This window comes from Kineococcus gypseus (assembly GCF_050871305.1).
Taxonomy (GTDB): domain Bacteria; phylum Actinomycetota; class Actinomycetes; order Actinomycetales; family Kineococcaceae; genus Kineococcus; species Kineococcus gypseus.
Map to the genome: position 1 here is coordinate 1 of NZ_JBJLRD010000001.1, position 18,139 is coordinate 18,139.

At 77.3% G+C, this 18,139-nt stretch carries 15 protein-coding genes, 1 tRNA gene and 1 pseudogene; 9 read left to right on the forward strand and 8 right to left on the reverse strand.

Annotation, left to right across the window (positions count from 1 at the left end; translation table 11 throughout):
• Positions 1 to 222: 222 nt before the first annotated feature.
• Positions 223 to 477 (reverse strand): mycoredoxin, encoded by a 255-nt coding sequence (locus tag ACRYMN_RS00005; protein ID WP_432490908.1) that lies wholly within the window; start codon positions 475 to 477, stop codon positions 223 to 225.
• A gap of 149 nt (positions 478 to 626) precedes the next feature.
• Here ACRYMN_RS00005 and ACRYMN_RS00010 point away from each other — a divergent pair, with 149 nt between their 5' ends.
• The 4 genes from ACRYMN_RS00010 (at position 627) to ACRYMN_RS00025 (ending at position 3,972) form a co-directional block, all read left to right on the forward strand.
• On the forward strand, positions 627 to 2,735 hold the full coding sequence (locus ACRYMN_RS00010; RefSeq protein ID WP_432490786.1) for an ATP-dependent DNA helicase UvrD2: 2,109 nt from the start codon (positions 627 to 629) through the stop codon (positions 2,733 to 2,735).
• Positions 2,736 to 2,922: 187 nt separating this feature from the next.
• Positions 2,923 to 3,177 (forward strand): hypothetical protein, encoded by a 255-nt coding sequence (locus ACRYMN_RS00015; protein ID WP_432490787.1) that lies wholly within the window; start codon positions 2,923 to 2,925, stop codon positions 3,175 to 3,177.
• 220 nt (positions 3,178 to 3,397) lie between these two features.
• The gene (locus ACRYMN_RS00020) at positions 3,398 to 3,664 is read left to right on the forward strand and encodes a WhiB family transcriptional regulator (protein WP_432490909.1); all 267 of its coding nucleotides are present in this window, start codon (positions 3,398 to 3,400) and stop codon (positions 3,662 to 3,664) included.
• A 119-nt stretch (positions 3,665 to 3,783) separates the two neighbouring features.
• Positions 3,784 to 3,972: a hypothetical protein gene (locus tag ACRYMN_RS00025; protein ID WP_432490788.1), complete on the forward strand. Its 189-nt coding sequence runs from the start codon at positions 3,784 to 3,786 to the stop codon at positions 3,970 to 3,972.
• 35 nt (positions 3,973 to 4,007) lie between these two features.
• Here the strand turns inward: ACRYMN_RS00025 and ACRYMN_RS00030 are convergent, their stop codons facing one another.
• Both ACRYMN_RS00030 and ACRYMN_RS00035 read right to left on the reverse strand, forming a co-directional pair.
• Positions 4,008 to 5,147 carry a hypothetical protein gene (locus ACRYMN_RS00030; protein WP_432490789.1) on the reverse strand — a complete coding sequence of 380 codons (1,140 nt, stop codon included), beginning with the start codon at positions 5,145 to 5,147 and terminating at the stop codon, positions 4,008 to 4,010.
• 85 nt (positions 5,148 to 5,232) lie between these two features.
• Positions 5,233 to 5,391 carry a DUF5679 domain-containing protein gene (locus tag ACRYMN_RS00035; protein WP_432490790.1) on the reverse strand — a complete coding sequence of 53 codons (159 nt, stop codon included), beginning with the start codon at positions 5,389 to 5,391 and terminating at the stop codon, positions 5,233 to 5,235.
• A 214-nt stretch (positions 5,392 to 5,605) separates the two neighbouring features.
• On the opposite strand from ACRYMN_RS00035, the pseudogene ACRYMN_RS00040 reads away from it, so the two are divergent.
• Positions 5,606 to 6,163, forward strand: a pseudogene (locus ACRYMN_RS00040) (M48 metallopeptidase family protein); the annotation flags it as partial.
• 216 nt (positions 6,164 to 6,379) lie between these two features.
• On the opposite strand, the gene ACRYMN_RS00045 reads toward ACRYMN_RS00040, so the two are convergent.
• Positions 6,380 to 7,978 (reverse strand): zinc-dependent metalloprotease, encoded by a 1,599-nt coding sequence (locus ACRYMN_RS00045; protein ID WP_432490791.1) that lies wholly within the window; start codon positions 7,976 to 7,978, stop codon positions 6,380 to 6,382.
• Positions 7,979 to 8,123: 145 nt separating this feature from the next.
• Here ACRYMN_RS00045 and ACRYMN_RS00050 point away from each other — a divergent pair, with 145 nt between their 5' ends.
• A complete protein-coding gene (locus tag ACRYMN_RS00050) occupies positions 8,124 to 9,368 on the forward strand; it encodes a YlbL family protein (RefSeq protein ID WP_432490792.1) in 1,245 nt (414 codons plus the stop codon).
• Between the two features lie 48 nt (positions 9,369 to 9,416).
• Here ACRYMN_RS00050 and ACRYMN_RS00055 read toward each other — a convergent pair whose 3' ends face one another.
• The gene (locus tag ACRYMN_RS00055) at positions 9,417 to 9,998 is read right to left on the reverse strand and encodes a PPA1309 family protein (RefSeq protein WP_432490793.1); all 582 of its coding nucleotides are present in this window, start codon (positions 9,996 to 9,998) and stop codon (positions 9,417 to 9,419) included.
• Between the two features lie 199 nt (positions 9,999 to 10,197).
• On the opposite strand from ACRYMN_RS00055, the gene ACRYMN_RS00060 reads away from it, so the two are divergent.
• Together ACRYMN_RS00060 and ACRYMN_RS00065 are read left to right on the forward strand one after the other, a co-directional pair.
• A complete protein-coding gene (locus ACRYMN_RS00060) occupies positions 10,198 to 13,236 on the forward strand; it encodes a UPF0182 family membrane protein (RefSeq protein ID WP_432490794.1) in 3,039 nt (1,012 codons plus the stop codon).
• A gap of 61 nt (positions 13,237 to 13,297) precedes the next feature.
• Positions 13,298 to 13,371 (forward strand) — tRNA-Met (locus ACRYMN_RS00065).
• Positions 13,372 to 13,433: 62 nt separating this feature from the next.
• Here ACRYMN_RS00065 and ACRYMN_RS00070 read toward each other — a convergent pair.
• Positions 13,434 to 13,613: a hypothetical protein gene (locus ACRYMN_RS00070; protein WP_432490795.1), complete on the reverse strand. Its 180-nt coding sequence runs from the start codon at positions 13,611 to 13,613 to the stop codon at positions 13,434 to 13,436.
• A gap of 168 nt (positions 13,614 to 13,781) precedes the next feature.
• The gene (locus ACRYMN_RS00075) at positions 13,782 to 15,332 is read right to left on the reverse strand and encodes an LVIVD repeat-containing protein (RefSeq protein ID WP_432490796.1); all 1,551 of its coding nucleotides are present in this window, start codon (positions 15,330 to 15,332) and stop codon (positions 13,782 to 13,784) included.
• A 103-nt stretch (positions 15,333 to 15,435) separates the two neighbouring features.
• Between ACRYMN_RS00075 and ACRYMN_RS00080 the strand changes: the two genes are divergently transcribed.
• On the forward strand, positions 15,436 to 16,095 hold the full coding sequence (locus ACRYMN_RS00080; RefSeq protein ID WP_432490797.1) for a DUF305 domain-containing protein: 660 nt from the start codon (positions 15,436 to 15,438) through the stop codon (positions 16,093 to 16,095).
• A gap of 42 nt (positions 16,096 to 16,137) precedes the next feature.
• Here ACRYMN_RS00080 and ACRYMN_RS00085 read toward each other — a convergent pair whose 3' ends face one another.
• Positions 16,138 to 18,102 (reverse strand): anthranilate synthase family protein, encoded by a 1,965-nt coding sequence (locus ACRYMN_RS00085; protein WP_432490798.1) that lies wholly within the window; start codon positions 18,100 to 18,102, stop codon positions 16,138 to 16,140.
• Positions 18,103 to 18,139 lie beyond the last annotated feature (37 nt).

Below are 18,139 nucleotides of genomic sequence, written 5' to 3' on the forward strand. Positions count from 1 at the left end.
TCGGGGGTGTGCTCCTGGGCGCCCCGGGCGCGGGGCGCGCGGGGGGGGCGGCGGCGCCCGCGGGGGCCGCGGCCCGCCCGGCCGCGCCCCCCCCCCCCCCCCCCCCCCCCCCCACGCGCGCGCCCGGGGGCAGCGAGGCGGCCCACCGGCCCGCGAACTGCGCGGGGCCGGTGGGCCGGTAGGCGGGGGACGTGCCCCCGCGGGGGGCGGGCCGGGCCACGCTCAGGCGCCGAGGCGCGCCTTGACCTCGGCGAGGGAGGGGTTCGTGGCCGCGGAGCCGTCGGGGAACAGCAGCGTCGGCACGGTCTGGTTGCCGCCGTTGACGCTCATGACGTAGTCGGCCGCGTCCGGGACCTCCTCGATGTTGACCTCCGAGTAGCTGATGCCCTCGCGGTCCATCTGGCTCTTCAGGCGGCGGCAGTACCCGCACCACGTCGTGGTGAACATGGTCACGCTGCCCGCGGCCGGGGCCTCCATCGTCGACACCGCTTCCTCCTCCGGCGGGCGCTTCCCGCTCCTGCGGCTGCAACCGCGGAGCCACCGCGCCTCTTCCCGGGCGCGCGTCCACAGCCGCCGCGCGCGCCCGCCCGCGGCGCCCGCCCGGGCCTGGGATGATGGGCCCCGCCATGACGACCGCGTCCGACCTCCGCCCCGCCGCCCCGTCGGCCGACTCCGTGCTGCAGGGCCTGGACCCCGAGCAGCGCGAGGTGGCCACGACGCTCGACGGTCCCGTGTGCGTGCTCGCCGGTGCCGGCACCGGCAAGACGCGGGCCATCACGCACCGCATCGCCTACGGCGTGCACTCCGGCGCCTACGTGCCCAACCGGGTGCTCGCGGTCACCTTCACCGCGCGCGCGGCCGGGGAGATGCGCACCCGCCTGCGCGACCTCGGCGTGGCCGGCGTGCAGGCGCGCACCTTCCACGCCGCGGCGCTGCGCCAGCTGCAGTTCTTCTGGCCGCAGGCGATCGGCGGCACCCTGCCGAACCTCGTCGAGCACAAGGCCCCGCTGGTGGCCGACGCCTGCAACCGGCTGCGGCTGCAGTCCGACCGCGCGCGGGTGCGCGACCTGGCCGCCGAGGTCGAGTGGACCAAGGTCATGCTCGTCGACCCGGACGACTACGTGGCCGCGGCCACCCGCGCCGGCCGCGGCGAGCCCGGCGGCCTGGACCTGCCGACGGTGGCGCGGCTGGTGCGCACCTACGAGGAGGTCAAGACCGACCGCGCCGTCATCGACTTCGAGGACGTCCTGCTGCTGACGGCCGGCATCCTCGACGAGCGCCCCGACGTCGCCGCCACGGTGCGCCAGCAGTACCGCCACTTCGTCGTCGACGAGTACCAGGACGTCTCGCCGCTGCAGCAGCGGCTGCTGGACCTGTGGACCGGCGAGCGCGACGACCTGTGCGTCGTGGGCGACGCCAGCCAGACCATCTACTCCTTCGCCGGCGCCACCCCCGACCACCTGCTGGACTTCCCGCGCCGCCACCCGGGCGCGAAGGTCGTGCGCCTGGTGCGCGACTACCGCTCCACCCCGGAGGTCGTGGGGCTGGCGAACTCGGTGCTCTCCACGGCCACCGGCCGGCACGCCCGCGCCCGCCTGGAGCTGATCGCCCAGCGCCCCTCCGGGCCGCCGCCCACCTTCACCGCCTACGACGACGACGTCGCCGAGGCCGCCGGCGTGGCCGTGCGCATCGCCGCCGAGGTGCGCGCCGGGCGCAGCGCGAAGGACATCGCCGTCCTCTTCCGCACCAACGGGCAGTCGCAGGCGCTGGAGTCGGCGCTGGCCGACGCCGGCGTGGGCTACGTCGTGCGCGGCGGCGAGCGCTTCTTCTCCCGCAAGGAGGTGCGCGACGCGGTCGTGCTGCTGCGCGGGGCCACCCGCGCGGCGCTGCCCGGGCACGACCTCGGCGCCGAGGTGCGCGCGGTGCTGACCTCCGCGGGCTGGGCCGAGCGCGCGCCCAGCGCGGCCGGCTCGGTGCGCGAGCGCTGGGAGTCGCTGCAGGCGCTGGTGGTGCTGGCCGACGAGCTGGCCGCCACCCGTCCCGGCGCGCAGCTCGCCGACCTCGTCGAGGAGCTCACCGAGCGCGCCTCGGCCCAGCACGCCCCCACGGTCGACGGGGTCACGCTGGCGTCCTTCCACGCCGCCAAGGGCCTGGAGTGGGACGTGGTGCACCTCGTGGGCGTCAGCGAGGGCCTGCTGCCCATCTCGTTCGCCGAGACCCCCGACGAGGTCGAGGAGGAGCGCCGCCTGCTGTACGTGGGCGTCACCCGCGCCCGCGAGGCCGTGCACGTCTCCTGGGCGAACTCGCGCACCCCCGGCGGGCGCGCCACCCGCAAGCCCTCGCGGTTCCTGGACAACCTGCGGCCCGAGGCGGCCGGGGTGGCCGCCTCACGGGCGCGCGCGTCGGCCTCCCGCTCGGCCAAGCGCTCCGGGCCGGTGCTGTGCCGGGTGTGCGGCGCCTCGCTGACGGCCGCGGTCGAGCGCAAGCTGGGCCGCTGCGCGGACTGCCCCTCCAGCTACGACGAGGCGGTCTTCGAGCGCCTGCGCGAGTGGCGCGCCGGCACCAGCCGCGCTGCCTCGGTGCCGGCGTATGTCGTCTTCACCGACGCCACCCTCACCGCCATCGCCGAGGCGATGCCCGCCGACACCGGTGAGCTCGCGCGCATCCCGGGCGTGGGCCCCTCCAAGCTGGAGAAGTACGGCGAGGACGTCCTGGCGGTCCTGACCGCGGGCTGACACCGGCCCGCGGCGCGGAACCGTTGCACCGCAACGCTTCCGCGCATCGACGGGCCGGCGTGGACGTCCCGCGCCGGCCGGCGCGGGAAAAACCGTTGTGGCGCCCGGGTGGGTGCCCCTACAGTCGGATCACGACAGCGCGGGACACCGCGCACGAGCCGCGAGCAGCGCAGGGGAGGGCAGCACGATGGACACCACCACGACCACCGGCGCCGTCCTGCGCACCGCCGCCGCGACCGTCGCCGAGCGCTGCCCGATCGCCTGGGAGCGCAGCCACGCGTCCGTCGTGGCCGGTTCCACGGGTGGAGTGCGCCCGGACGCCCTCGCCGTGCGTCCCGCCGCCGCGCTGAAGCGCCGCGTCGACGCCCGCGCCTACGCCTTCACCGGCAACCGCTCCACCGTCCCGTCCTCGGGGACCACGACCACGAGTCCACCGGTCTAGCAGCAGACCGGCGCTCTCCAGGCCGCGGATCCCGACACCTCGGGTCCGCGGCCTTCGTGCGTCTGCGGGCTCTCCTCACCGGCAGTCCACCGCCCGCAGAGAACCCAGAGAGATGACCGTGCGCACCACTCCGCACCACCCGAGCCCGCACCGCACCGAGACCACCCGGACCGACCCCACCCGCCCGCCGACCGCGGGGGAGCCCACCCGCCCGAAGGAGGTGCGCGCCGTGCAGCGCCGCCACGCGCCCGACCCGCTGCCCTGCCGCCGCTACGACTCCGAGCTGTGGTTCGCGGAGTCCCCGGACGACGTGGAGCTGGCCAAGTCCCTGTGCGGCGAGTGCCCGCTGCGCAGCGCCTGCCTGACCGGGGCGCTCGAGCGCGCCGAGCCGTGGGGCGTGTGGGGCGGCCAGCTCGTCCTCGCGGGCGTGGTCGTGCCGCGCAAGCGGCCCCGCGGCCGTCCGCGCAAGCACCCCGTCGCCGCGTGAGCGCGGCCACCGCGACGGCGCCGGCGGCACCGCCGGCTCCCGCAGCAGCACCAGGAGCAGCAGCACCAGCAGCAGCACCCAGAGCACCCGTGCAGGTTCCGCACCGGAGGAGACCGCAGATGTCGTACGTCGAGGAAGTCCTGTTCAGGGAACGCCTGGCCGAGGCCCGGCGCGGCGCCGAGCGCGCCCGCGTGGTCCGCGCCCTGCGCGCCCGTCGGCGCGCGGAGGTGGCCGCGCGCCGCGCCGAGCGGCTGGCCGAGCGCGCCGCGGCGCTGGCGGTCACCGCCACGCCCGTCGCGCCCGCCTGAGCACGACCCCAGCACCACCCGGCGCCCGCGCCCCCTCAGCGGGGCGCGGGCGCCGGCCCCACCGGCAGGTCCAGGCACCCGCACTGCGGGTGCGGCGCCCAGCGTCGCTGCTGCACCAGGCCCTCGGGCAGCAGCAGCTCCAGGGTGGCGCCCAGGGCGGCGGGCCGGCCGCCGTCCAGGTGCGCGAGCACCTGCAGCGCCGCCAGGCCCGCCAGCGCCGAGGCGGTCGCGCTCTCCTCGGCCCCGTCGGCGCGCGCGAACCGGTCGCGCACGGCGGGCCAGCCAGGGTCGGCGTCCGTGCGGTGCAGGTCCAAGCAGCGCAGGCAGGGGGTGGTGCCCGGCAGCACCAGCGGCCCGACGAGCGCGTCGGTGTCGCGCAGCACCACCGACAGGTGCGGCACCCCCTCGGCCACCAGCCCGTCGGCGGCCACCGCGTCGGCGGCGTGGTGGTCGACGAGCACCACGAGGTCGGCGCGCGCCGGCTCGGGCGCGGGGGTGCCCGCCGGGCGCGGGTGGTGCAGCGCCGCGACGCGGCGGGCGCGCTCCTGCGCCGCGGCGCCGCGCGTCGGGCCACCGCGCCCGCCCGCACCGGACGATCCACCGGACGGCTCCTCGGCGCCGACCCCGGGCGGCCCTGCGCCGTCCACCGCCGCGCCCACCGCCGCCGCGCCCACCGCCGCCGCCCCGGCCGCCGGCGCGTCCGCCGCCGTCAGCGGAGCCCGGTCCTGCCCGAGCAGCCCACCCACGCCCGCGGCCGCCAGCGCCGACAGCAGCGCCGCCCCGGTGCGCCCGCAGCCGACGACGGCCACCGCCGCGGCGCGCCGCAGCGCCAGGCGCCGCGCGGCGGCCGGCCCGTGCGGGTCGTAGGCGGCCCACGCCAGCGCGTCCGGTCCCCACGCCGCCGTCGCCGGGGTGGCGGCCAGCCCCTCCGCGCCCGAGCGCACCCGCCCGGCCGGCACGGCGCCGACGGCCACGAGGTCGTCGAGGGCGCGCTGAGCGCGCCGCTGCGCCGCGCCGCCGGCCGCGCCGGGAGTCAGCAGCGCCGCCAGGTCGGCCTCGGCGAAGGGGCCGGCGACGCTGCCGCTGCGCGGGGAGGAGCCCACCTGCAGCCGGCCGCCGGGACGGCGGGCGAGGGGGAGTCCGGCGGGGCTGCTGGTGAGGGGCGCGGCGGGCACGGGGCCACCCTGCCCCAGCCGCGCCGCGGCGCCCGCCGTCGTCCACAGCCCGCCGGGTCGGCGGGCCGCGGTCAGGGGGCCGCGGTCAGGAGGCCTTGCCGAGGATGCGGTTGAGGTTGGTGCCGCACACCGGGCACTGGCCCTTGGCCATGCGCCGGCCGTTGGTCTCCACGACCTCGCCCTCGGCCTCGCGCTTCTCCTTGCACTTCACGCAGTAGAACTCGCCCCGGTAGGTGTCCGCCACGGGAGGCCTCCTCGCCGCCGCGCGGGCCGCCGGGCTGCCCGGCGGCGGCTGCCGCGCACCGCTGCCCCCGATCGTGCCCCCGGCCGGCACCGCGCGCCCGGCGGGCGCGGCCCGCACGGGCGCCGTCGAACCCCTCCCCAGCGAGGGGCGCGCACGGTACCGTGCCCGGGTGGGGGCTGACCAGTCGGGGCCGGCCGGCGGTGCCGTGGTCACCGTGACCGGCGCACCCGGTGCTGCCCCCGCACCCGCCCCCGGTGCCGTCGGCACCGTGGACGTGCGCCGCAGCAGGCGCCGCTCGCGCACCGTCTCCGCCTACCGCGACGGCGAGCGCACGGTCGTGCTCATCCCCGCCCGCTTCTCGCGCGCCGAGGAGCGCGAGTGGGTGCAGCGCATGCTCTCGCGCCTGGACGCGGCGGACCGCCGGCGCAACCCCGGCGAGGAGGACCTGCTGGAGCGGGCGCGCGAGCTGTCCCGGCGCCACCTGGACGACCTGGCCCGGCCGGCGTCGGTGACGTGGGTGGACAACCAGCAGCACCGCTGGGGCTCGTGCACGCCCGCCGACGCCAGCGTCCGGCTGTCCACGCGGCTGCAGGGCGTGCCGGGCTGGGTGCTCGACTACGTGCTGCTGCACGAGCTGGCGCACCTGCTGGTGCCCGACCACTCGCGCGGCTTCTGGGAGCTGCTGGAGTCCTACCCGCGCACTGAGCGCGCCCGCGGCTTCCTGGCCGGCTTGGACCACGCGGCCGGCCGCGACCCGGAGGCCGAGGCCGACGACGCGCCCGCCGACGCCCCGGACGAGGCGGTCGGCGCCGCCGGTGCCGCGGTCGCGCACGTCACCGACCTCGCCGACGTCCTGGAGGTGACGGGCGTGACGGCCACGACCGACGAGCCCGCGGCGCAGCGGCCCGGGCAGCGGGCCCGCACCGGTGGCGCCGCCCGCGAGGCCGGACCCGCCCGCAGCACCGGCTGAGGGCGGGACCGGCGCCCGTCAGCGCGCCGGGCCGTCACCGCCCGGCTGCTCGCCGCCCGGCTGCTCGCCGCGCCCGCCGTCGAGCAGGTCGCGCAGGGCGGCGTCCATCGCGTCGTCCTCGCGGTGCTCCCCGCCGTCCAGGCGGCGCGCGACGAACGCCTCGGCGTCGTCGAGGTCCTCGGCGCCGGGCAGCAGGTCGGGGTGGTCCCACACGGCGTCGCGCGCCTGCGCGCCGCCGCGCTCGAGCAGCCGCTCCCACAGGGCCGTCGCCTCGCGGGCGCGGCGCGGGCGCAGCTCCAGGCCGACGAGCACCGCGAAGGCGTGCTCGGCCGGCCCGCCGGTGGCCCGGCGCCGGCGCACCGTCTCGCGCAGCGCCGCCGCGTGGGGCAGGACCCGCCCGGCGGCCTCGTCGCTGACGTGGTCCACCCAGCCCTCGACGAGGGCCAGCGTGGTCTCCAGCCGCGCCAGCGCCGCCTTCTGCTGCGGCGTGCTCTCCGGCTCGAAGATCCCCGAGCCCAGCGCCTCCTGCAGCGACTCCGGGTTGGTGGGGTCCACCGAGCGGGCGGCCTCGGCGATGCGCTCGGTGTCCACCGAGATGCCGCGCGCGAAGGACTCCACGCTGCCCAGCAGGTGCCCGCGCAGCCACGGCACGTGGGCGAAGAGCCGCTGGTGGGCCGCCTCGCGCAGCGCCAGGTAGCGGCGCACCTCGTCCAGCGGCACCTCCAGGCCCTCGGCGAAGGCGCTCACGCCCGCCGGCAGCAGGGCCGCGCGCCCGTCGGGCGCCAGGGGCAGGCCCACGTCGGTGGTGCTGAGGACCTCGGCGGCCAGGGTGCCGATGGCCTGGCCGACCTGCATGCCGAAGACGCCGCCGCCGACCTGGCGCAGCATCGACCCCGCCGAGCCGAGCAGCGCGGCCATCTCCGGCGGCGCCTGCGAGGCCATCGCCTCGCCCATGGCGTTCGCCACGTTCGTCGCCACCGGCTCGACGAGCTGGCGCCACACCGGCATCGTGCGCTCGACCCACTCGGCGCGGCTCCACGCCTCGGCGGTGGTCGGCGCCTGCTCGACGTCGGTGACGCCGTCCAGCCACAGGTCCGCCACGCGCAGCGCGTCCTCCACGGCGCGCCGCTCGGCGGCCCCGGGGGTGGGGTCGCCGCCCTGCGCGGCCGCCTGCCGGGCCAGGTCGTGCGCGACGTCCCAGTTCACCGGCGCGTCGGAGGGGTTGGACAGGAAGCGCTGCAGCTGGTTGAGCACCTGCCCCAGCAGGGCCGGGTCCACCCCCTCACCGCCGGGGAAGCCGGGGATGCCGCCGGGGAAGCCGCCCGGCAGGCCGGGGAACCCGCCCGCACCACCGGCACCAGCGGCACCCCCGCCACCGCCGGCGCCCAGACCGCCGAGCCCGCCCAGCAGCGGGCCGAGCAGGTCCTCCAGGGGGTTGCCGCTGCCCTGCCCGCCCTGGCCCGGTCGCCCGCCGGGCGTGCCGGAGGGCCGGAAGCCGGGCTGGCCGCCGCGCTCGGCACCGCGCTCACCGCCGCGCTCCTCGCGCCCGGGACCACCCGTCCCGCCGTCCTGGCCGTCCTCGGAGCCCTCCGGCTCCTCGTCGCCTCGCTGGTCCACGGTGATCCTCCAGTCGTCCGCCGGGGTGCGGACCCATTCTGGTCCTCCCCGTGCGGGAGCGACGAGCGGCCGCCCGGCGCGGTTCCCCCCGGGCGCCGCGATCGCCCCCGGCGGGCGCGCCCGGGACGGGTCGTAGGGTGCTCGCGTGCCGCCCGCGACGCCGCTGCCCGCCGACGAGCCCGGTCCGGCGGCCGGCCCGGGCACGCCCGCGCGGCCCGCGGGCCTGTCCGCGCGCGGGGCCCTGCTGGCCGCCTCCTCCTTCTGCGCCGTGGCGCTGCTGGCGCTGGTGGGCGTGCTGGACGCGCCGTACGTGCTGCTCAGCCCGGGGCCGAGCATCGACGTGCTCTCGCCGCCCGGGGACGCCGACGACACCGGGGACGCCGACGACGCCGACGACACCGGGGGCGCCGGGGACGCCGGAGGGGGTGGGGACGGCGCCCTGGTGCAGGTCTCCGGCGCACCGACCTACCCCACGCGGGGCCGGCTGGACCTGACGACGGTGTCGCTGCGCGGCGGCCCGGGCCTGGAGGTCTCGCTGGGCGAGGTGCTGCTGGCCTGGCGCGACCCGCGCGTGTCGGTGGTGCCGCGCTCGCTGTACTTCGCGCCGACGACCACGCGCGAGGAGGCGGACGCGCTCAGCGCCGCGGAGATGACCGGCTCGCAGGAGGCCGCCACGGTGGCCGCCCTGAGGGAGCTGGGGGTGCCGGTGCCGTCCACGACGACCCGGCGCGTGCAGGAGGTGGACCCCGACGCCCCGGCGGCCGCGGTGCTGCGCCCGGGCGACGTCATCACCGCGGTGGACGGCCGGGACGTCGGCGACTTCGCCGCGCTGCGGGCGGCCGTGGGCGCGCTGGAGCCCGGCGCGCCGGTGCGGCTGGGCGTGCGCCGCGGCGAGGAGGACGTGGAGGTCGCCACCCGCACCTACGCGCCGGCCGGCGAGACGCTGCTGGGCGTGGTGCCGGACGTGGAGCACGACATCCCCTACGACGTGGACATCGCCATCGACGACGTCGGCGGGCCCAGCGCGGGCACCGTCTTCGCCCTGGCGCTGGTGGACCTGCTCACCCCCGGCGCCATGACCGGTGGCGAGCACGTGGCCGGCACCGGCTCGATCTCCGCCGACGGCACCGTGGGCACGATCGGCGGCCTGCGCCAGAAGGTGGCCGGCGCGCGGCGCGAGGGCGCGCGCTGGTTCCTGGCCCCGGCCGCGGAGTGCCCGGAGGTGGCCGGCGGCACCCCCGCGGGCATCACCGTGGTGCCGGTGCGCACCCTGCACGAGGCCCGCACGGCCGTGGAGGCCATCGGCGCCGGCCGCGGCGAGGAGCTGAGCACGTGCGCGGACGCGCCCGGGGACGCGGCCACCGGCTCCGGCGCGCGCGCGGCCGGCTGAGGCGCCGCGCCCGCGGCGGGGGCGGAGGCGGAGGCGGGGGCGGGGGCGCTAGTCCTGCAGGGTCGCCTGCAGCGCGCCGACCAGGCCGGGCACGAGGTCCGCGCCGGTGGCCACCTCGCCGTCGGAGTCCTTCGAGCGCGAGCGCACCGCGCACTCGTGGCTGCCGTCGCGCAGCACGCCCACGGCGATGCGCACGTCCTCGGCGAGCGGGTGGGCGGCCAGCGCGGCCGCCCGGGCCTCCTCGTCGTCGGGGGCGGTGACCGCGCGCACCTCCGCCTCCGCGTCCGGCGGCACGAGCACGCGCTCGACGACGAGGGCGGCGCCGTCCACGCCCGGCGGCCAGGCCAGCTGGCCCAGCAGCTCGTCGAGGTCGGCCACGTCGGGCAGGCCGTCCTGCTCCACGGACGTCAGGTGCCCGGCGTCGGCGCGCGCCTCGGCGACGACGTGCTCGGGCAGGCGGTCGGCCAGGGCGGGGTCGCGGCGCAGCGCGTCGGCGGTGCGCACGAGCGCGAACAGGCGCACCGGCGCCCCCCAGCCGTCGGCGGCCACGTACCGCTCCACCTCCGCGACGGTGCGCCACAGGGAGCTTGAGGGGCGCGCGGGTGCGGTGGTCGTGTCGGGCTCGCTCACGCACCCGATGGTGGCACGCCGCCGCGCGCGCCCGCCGACCCCCGTCGGGGGGAGCGGGCGCGCTCCCGCGACCCCGCAGGGCGTCCCCGCGGCGCTCCCGCGCACCGCGCCCGGCCGCTCCGGGGGTACCCGGGGCAACGACGAGGTCACGATCCGCGCACGCGGGCACCCGTGCGGGCGCTCGCGCGTTGCGCTGCTCGTGAGCTTCCCTCCCAGCCGCCCCGCCAGGCCGGTGCTGCCGCGCCGGCGCCGCGGGGCCGCCCTGCCCACGGTCCTCGTGCTGCTCGGGGCCGTCGTGGCCGTCGTCGTCGGTGCCCGCGTGCTCACCGACGTGTGGTGGTTCGAGCAGCTCGGCTTCCTGCAGACCTTCACCACCCGGCTGTGGCTGCAGGTGGCCCTCTTCGCCGCCGGCGCGCTGCTGCTCGGCGGCGCGGTCGCCCTGTCGCTGACGCTGGGCTACCGCACGCGCCCGGTGTACGCGCCGATCTCCACCGAGCAGGCCGGCCTGGACCGCTACCGCGAGTCGCTGGAGCCGCTGCGCCGCCTGGTGGTCGTGGTGCTCTCGGTGGCCGCGGCCCTCTTCGGCGGGTCGGTGGCGATGAGCCGCTGGGAGACGCTGCTGCTGTGGTGGAACCGCACCGGGTTCGGCGCGCGCGACCCGCAGTTCGGCATGGACCAGGGCTTCTACGTCTTCACGCTGCCGTGGCTGACGTTCGTGGTCAGCTTCCTGTCCGCGGCCGTGGTGCTCGCCGGCCTGGCGGCGCTGGCCACCCACTACCTCTACGGCGGGCTGCGCCTGTCCGGGGCCGGGCCGCGCACCACGCGCGAGGCGCGCGTGCACCTGGCCGTGCTGGCCGCGGCCTTCCTGGTGCTGCGCGGCGTGGGCTACTGGCTGGACCGCTACGAGATCATGGTCAGCGAGTCGGGCAACATCGACATCGCCGACGTGGTGGGCCCGTCCTACACGGACGTGCACGCGGTGCTGCCGGCCCGGGCGATCCTGGCGATCGTCGCGGTGGTCGTCGCGCTGCTGTTCGTCGCCGCCGCGGCCGGCGCCTCCTGGCGCCTGCCGGCGATCGGCACCGGCCTGCTGGTGGTCAGCGCCATCGCCGTGGGCGGGGTGTACCCGTGGGCGGTGCAGCGCTTCCAGGTCAACCCGAACCGGCAGGCGCTGGAGGCGCAGTACGTCGGGCGCAACATCGAGGCCACCCGCACCGCCTACGACCTCGCCGACACGGTGACGGACGACTACCAGCCGCAGAGCGAGGTGACCCCCGGCCAGCTGCAGCGCGACGCCGAGACCATCCCCGGCATCCGGCTGCTGGACCCCAACGTCGTCTCCACCGCGTTCCGCCAGACGCAGGGGCAGCGCAACTACTACGCCTTCCCCGACCCGCTGGACGTGGACCGCTACCGCCTCGGGGACGGCGAGACGCAGGACACCGTCATCGCCGCGCGCGAGCTGAACCTCGACGGCCTCAGCGACTCGCAGCGCACCTGGGTCAACGTGCACACCGTCTACACCCACGGCTACGGCGTGGTCGCCGCGCGCGGCAACGAGCGCGCCCCGGACGGGCGCCCCTCGTACTTCGAGTCGAACATCCCCTCGCAGGGCGAGCTGGGCGACTACGAGCCGCGCATCTACTTCGGCGAGAACACCGACGACTACTCCATCGTCGGCGGCGGCGACCCGGTGGAGATCGACTACCCGGACAACTCCCCGGAGGGCTACGCGCGCACCAGCTACAGCGGCGAGGGCGGGGTGCCGGTCGGCGGCCTGGCGCGCGAGCTGGTGTACGCGCTGAAGTTCGGCGACCAGAACATCCTGCTGTCCAACCAGGTCAACGCCGACTCGCGCATCCTGTACGACCGCACCCCGCGCGAGCGGGTGGAGAAGGTCGCCCCGTGGCTGACGCTGGACGGCGACGCCTACCCGGCCGTGGTGGACGGGCGGGTGCTGTGGATCCTCGACGGCTACACCACCTCGGCCTCGTTCCCGTACTCCTCCACCACGCGCCTGGGCGAGGTGACCCTGGACTCGCTGACGCAGACGCAGAGCGTGCAGGCGCTGCAGGACCGCACGGTCAACTACGTGCGCAACTCGGTCAAGGCCACCGTCGACGCCTACTCGGGCCAGGTCGTGCTCTACGCCTGGGACGACACCGACCCGGTGCTCATGGCGTGGATGAAGGCCTTCCCCGGCGCCGTGGAGCCGCTGTCGGAGGTCGACGGCGAGCTGATGAGCCACCTGCGCTACCCGCAGGACATGTTCAAGGTGCAGCGCGAGGTGCTGGCGCGCTACCACGTCACCGACCCGCGCTCCTTCCTGACGGGGCAGGACTTCTGGCAGGTGCCGGCGGACCCGACGTCGGAGGTGACGCAGGGCCAGCGGCGCCCGGCGCAGCCGCCGTACTACCTGACCCTGCAGATGCCCGGCCAGGAGGAGCCCGCGTTCAGCCTGACGACGACGTACGTGCCCACCTCCAACAACCGCGGCGCCAGCAGCCAGATCATCACCGGCTTCGCCGCGGTGGACTCCGACGCGGGCACGACGGCGGGTCGCAAGGACGAGGGCTACGGCACGATCCGCCTGCTGGAGCTGCCGCAGTCCTCGGTGATCGCGGGCCCCGTGCAGGTCCAGAACGACATCCAGTCCAACGCCGCGGTCGCCGAGCAGGTGCGCCTGCTGAGCCTGGGCCAGGGCTCGGAGGTCATCTACGGCAACCTGCTGACGCTGCCGGTCGGCGGCGGCCTGCTGTACGTGGAGCCGATCTACGCGCGCAGCACGGGGGAGAACTCCTTCCCGCAGCTGCGCAAGGTGGTCGCCGTCTTCGGCGACCGGATCGCCATCGACGACACCCTGGACCGCGCCCTGGACAACCTCTTCGAGGGCGACTCCGGCGCCGACGCCGGCGACCAGGGCGCCCCGCCCACCGGCAGCGGCCCGACGCCCTCGCCGACCACCGAGCCCACCCCGGGCGCCACGCCGCCCGCGCCGGTCCCGCCGGCGGCCGGCGGCGACCCGCAGGCGCAGCTGCAGACGGCGCTGACCGAGGCGCGCGAGGCCATCCAGGACTCCGCCGACGCCCTGGCCCGCCAGGACTTCACCGCCTACGGGCAGGCGCAGGAGCGGCTGAGGGCCGCGGTCGAGGCGGCCAGCGCGGCGCAGGCCGCGCTCGGCGGTGCGACGGGTGGCGCTGCGCCGGCGGCCACGCCGAGCGCGGCCCCGGCGCCCTGACCCCGCACCCGCGGCCCCGATTTGGTCCTGCGTGCGCCGGGGCGTAACCTGGTCCTACCGACGCGGGGTGGAGCAGCTCGGTAGCTCGCTGGGCTCATAACCCAGAGGTCGCAGGTTCAAATCCTGTCCCCGCTACTCGCAGGCGAAGGCCCGGACCGAACAGGTCCGGGCCTTCGTCGTCCCCGGGGTGCGCCCGGTCAGCCGAGCGCGTCGAGGTCGAACAGGGCGCTGCCCTGCGGGCTCGGCGCCGGCCGCAGCAGGTCCACCACCCGTCCGCACTCGGTGCAGGAGGAGAGCACCTGCGCGTGCGGGCCGGGCACGGCCGTGGCGGCGCGCCGCCGGTCGTGCGGGCTGAAGGTGTGCCAGCAGTCGTCCACGTCGCTCCCGTCGTGCCGCGCGCCCGGGCCGGTCCCGGCGTCCTCCCCACGGTGCCCGCGGGCCGGTGCGCGGTCGAGCAGGCGCGCCGGGGACCACCCGGACGCACGAGGGCCGCCACCGGCGGGGGAGGTCCCCGCCGGTGGCGGCCCGTCGCGCCGGTGGCGGGGTCAGCCCCGCGGCCAGCCGCGGCCGCCGTCGCCCCGGCCGCCGTGCCCGCCGTGCCCGCGGTCGCCGTCACGGCCCCAGCCGTGGCCGCCGCCGCGCTCACCGGTCTCCGGCTGCGTCTGGACGTTGAGGCGGTCCAGGTGCACCGAGCGCGCCGACGCGGTGGCCGGGTCCTTCAGGGTCAGGACGTCCAGGCCCTTCTGGATGTCGCTGGAGTAGACGTGGCCGTTGTAGTAGTACGCCGACCACGAGCCGCCCAGCACGAGCTCCGTCTGCGAGAGGGGACCGCGCTCCCAGAAGGCGATCTCCTCCGGCTCCGAGGAGTCGGTGAAGTCCCACACCGAGATCCCGCCCTGGTACCAGGCCTGGACCATGATGTCCTTGCCCTGGACCGGGACGAGCGAGCCGTTGTGCGCCACGCAGTTCTCGGTGGTGCCGTTGTCGCGCGGGATCTTGAAGTAGCTGCGCCGCTCCAGCGCGCGGTCGTCGCCGGCACCGGTGATGTCGTAGATCGCGTCCGCGCCGAACTCGTCGCTGACGGTGGGCAGGCAGGTGGCCGCGCCGCCGCCGCCGAGCTCGTCGGTGAAGACGACCTTGGTGCCGGCGTCGTTGAACGTCGCCGAGTGCCAGAACGCGAAGTTCGGGTCCTGCACCCGGTCGATGACGCGCGGGGCGAGCGGGTCGGAGATGTCCATGATGACGCCGTCGCCCATGCAGGCGCCGGCGGCGAGGTCCTTGGCGGGGTAGACGGTGATGTCGTGGCAGCCCTCGGTGGCCCTGCGGGTGCTGGTGCCGTCCGGGTGCGGGCCGCCGGCGAAGCCGCCGTCGGGGAAGAGGACGGGCTCGGCGGCCAGCGACGCCTGCTCGGGGGCGTCCAGCGGCACCTCGACGATGGAGATGAGGTCGTGCGGCGGGGCGCAGTCGGGCAGGGTCGGTGCGGGGCTGTACGAGGAGACGTACAGGTAGGCCGTGCGCGAGTCCTCGTCGGGCAGCAGCGTGTGGGTGTGCGAGCCGCACTTCGTCTCCACCGCTGAGACGTACCGCGGGGAGGCCGGGTCGCTGACGTCGAAGACCTTCACGCCCTCCCAGGAGGACTCCACGGTGGCTGCCTGGGGCACGCTGGAGCAGGAGGAGTCGCTGCGGCTGGAGTCCGTGGACAGGAACAGCAGGTCGCCGTAGACGCTGATGTCGTTCTGCGAGCCGGGGCAGACCACCTGGCTGACGATGCGCGGCTGCTCGGGCTCGGCGATGTCGTAGACGGTGAAGCCCTCGTAGTTGCCCACGTAGGCCAGGTCGCCCTGGAAGGCCATGTCGGTGCCGAACGCCGTCTGCGTGGCGAAGGGCCCCTGCTTGGGCACGTTGGCGATCTGGCGCAGGTTCGCGCTGGAGACCACCTCGTCCACCCCGGGCAGCTCGGCGGCGGCCGCGGCGGGCACGCCGACGGCCAGCAGGCCCAGGGACAGGCCGGCGGCCGCCAGGCGGCGCGGGGCGCGGGTGGTGGGGCGCGCGGTGGGTCGGGGGGTGGACCGGGGGGCGGGGTGCACGGGTGTCACGGGCTTCCTCACGGGTGCGGTGGCGGGTGGACGCAGTCTGGTCCGTCCCACAGCCGCCGTACAGCCTTGACTTGAACAGTCAGTCACCTATAGACACCAGCCGGTGAAGCGTTCCCCCGGCGCTGTGCTGCTGTGCGCCCTCGTGCTGACCGGCTGCTCCGCGGCCGACGCCGAACCGCCCGCCCCCACCGCCCCCGTGCTGCTGCCGCGGGGTCCCGGCGAGCCGGCGGCCACGGCGACGGCGGTCCCGCAGGTCGAGCAGGAGCCGCCCGCGCCGGCGGACGTGGCCTTCGCCGTCGCGATGGTCCCGCACCACCGCCAGGCGCTGCGGATGGCCGAGCTGGCGCCCGAGCGCGCGCAGGACGAGGACGTGCGCACCCTCGCCGCCCGCATCGCCGCCGGGCAGGGCGCCGAGGTCGACGTGCTGGAGAGCTGGCTGGCCGAGCGCGGCGGCGTCGAGGGCGCCGTCGCCCTGCAGGACCACCACGGCGGCCACGGCGGCGACGGCGGGGAGGCGCACGACATGCCCGGCGCGGTCACGCCCGCGCAGCTGGAGGAGCTGGCCGGCGCGCGCGGCGCCGACTTCGACGAGCTCTTCCTGGAGCTGATGATCCCGCACCACCGGGGGGCGCTGGGCATGGCCGAGGAGGCCCTGGCCGCCGGCACGGACGTGCGCGTGCAGGAGATGGCCGCCGACGTGGCCGTCACGCAGGAGGTCGAGGTCGAGCGGATGCGCGCCCTGCTCGAGCGCGTGCGCGGCTGAGACCGGCCCGCGGCGCGCGCGGGCCGGTCCCGGCCGGGGTGCTCAGCGCGCGGTGAGCGGTCCCACCAGCGAGCGCAGCAGGTCCGGGCCCTCCAGCGTGAGCACCGACTCCGGGTGGAACTGGATGCCCGCGAACCCCGCGCCGCGCAGGGCCACCACCTCGTCGGCCGGGCCGGTGCTCACCTCGGTGCCCTGCTCGGCGAGCCGCGACACGGCGTCCTCGTCCACCCGCGCGGTGAAGGAGTTGTAGAACCCCACGGTGGCGCGCCGGCCGAAGAGGTCCACCTCCAGCTGGGTGCCCTGGTGCGGCGAGTCCTTGCGGCGCAGCGGCAGGCCCAGGGTGCCCGCCAGGAGCTGGTGGCCCAGGCACACGCCCAGCAGCGGGTTGCCGCCCGCGCGCGCGTCGGCGCTGAGCCGGCGCGCCAGCTCCTGCAGGCGCGCGATGCGCGGGTCGGAGGCGTCCTCGGGGTCGCCGGGGCCGGGGCCGACCACCACCAGGCCGCGGTGCGCGGCCAGCGCCGCGTCCAGGCCGGGGTCGTCGTACCGCAGCACCCGCGCGCGCAGCCCCGCCGAGGCCAGCAGGTGCACCAGCATCGCGGTGAAGGTGTCCTCGGCGTCCACCACGAGCGCCTCGCCCAGCGGGGCGCCCTCCGCCAGGCGCTGCGGCTCCAGCCAGAACCTCGCCAGCCGCTCGCGCCGGGCGGCCAGCAGCGAGGAGACCCGCGGGTCCGCCGACAGCGGCACCCGCCGCACCGGCGCGCCGGAGGCGTCGGTGCCGCTGCGCGCCAGCGGCGGCAGCGCCCCCAGGGCGCGCAGCACGCCGGCGGACTTCGCGTGCGTCTCGGCGACCTCGCCCTCGGCGGTCGAGCCGCGCACCAGCGTCGCGCCCACCGACACCCGCACCCGGCCGGTGCCGTCGGCGCCGGTGCGCACGTCGGCGGTGCGGATGAGGATGGGGGAGTCCAGCGTCTGCGCGCCGTCGCCGTCGCGTCCCAGCAGCGCCAGCGCGCCGGCGTAGTAGGCGCGCCCGGACGGCTCGAAGCGCTTGATGACCCGGCACGCGCTCTGCAGCGGGCTGCCGGTGACGGTGGCGGCGAACATGGTCTGGCGCAGCACCTCGCGCGCGTCCAGCGTGGAGCGACCGCGCAGCTCGAACTCGGTGTGCGCCAGGTTGGCCATCTCCCGCAGGTACGGGCCGTGCACGGTGCCGCCGAGGTCGCCGACGGAGCACATCATCTTCAGCTCCTCGTCCACCACCATGAACAGCTCCTCGACCTCCTTGGGGTCGGTGAGGAACTCCACGAGCCCGTCGGCGTCCGGGCCGGCGGCCGGGTAGCGGTAGGTGCCCGAGATGGGGTTCATGACGACCTCGCCGCGCGCCATGCGCACGTGCACCTCCGGGCTGGCGCCCACGAGGGTGCGCGAGGCGCCCGCCTCGCCGGGCACGTGCACCACGAAGGTCCAGTAGGCGCCCTGCTCGGCCACCAGCAGGCGGCGGAACAGGCTCAGCGCGGTGGTGGCGCTGAAGCCGTCGATCGCGCCGTCCACGTCGCGGCGCACCACGAAGTTGGCGCCCGAGCCCTGCGCGATCTCCTCCTGCACGATGCGGCGCACCACGTCGGCGTAGTCCTCGTCGGACAGGTCCGGGGCCACGTCGCGCAGCGGCACGTCCGCGTCGGGCAGCACCCGCAGCGCCTCCTCCAGCGCCACCTCCTCGGCGCGCTCCACGCGCAGCACCTGCAGCGGCGTGCCGTCGTCGTGGACCTCGAAGCCGCGCTCGCGCAGCTGCCGGAAGGGCACCAGGGCCAGCGCGTCGGCCACGGCGGCGCCCGGCGCCCCGGTGGGCAGCGGCACGTCGGCGAGGCGCTCGACGGTGCTCACGGGCCCGCGCAGGACCTCCACGGGGCCGGGCTCGCCGGTGCGCGGGTCCAGGCGGCGCAGCAGCGCGAACGGCGCGTCGCCGCGCACGAGCTCGGCGACGAGCGCGGCGGGGTCGGGGTGCGGCACGGGGGTTCCTCCTCGGTGGGGCTGGCGCGGCCGGCCG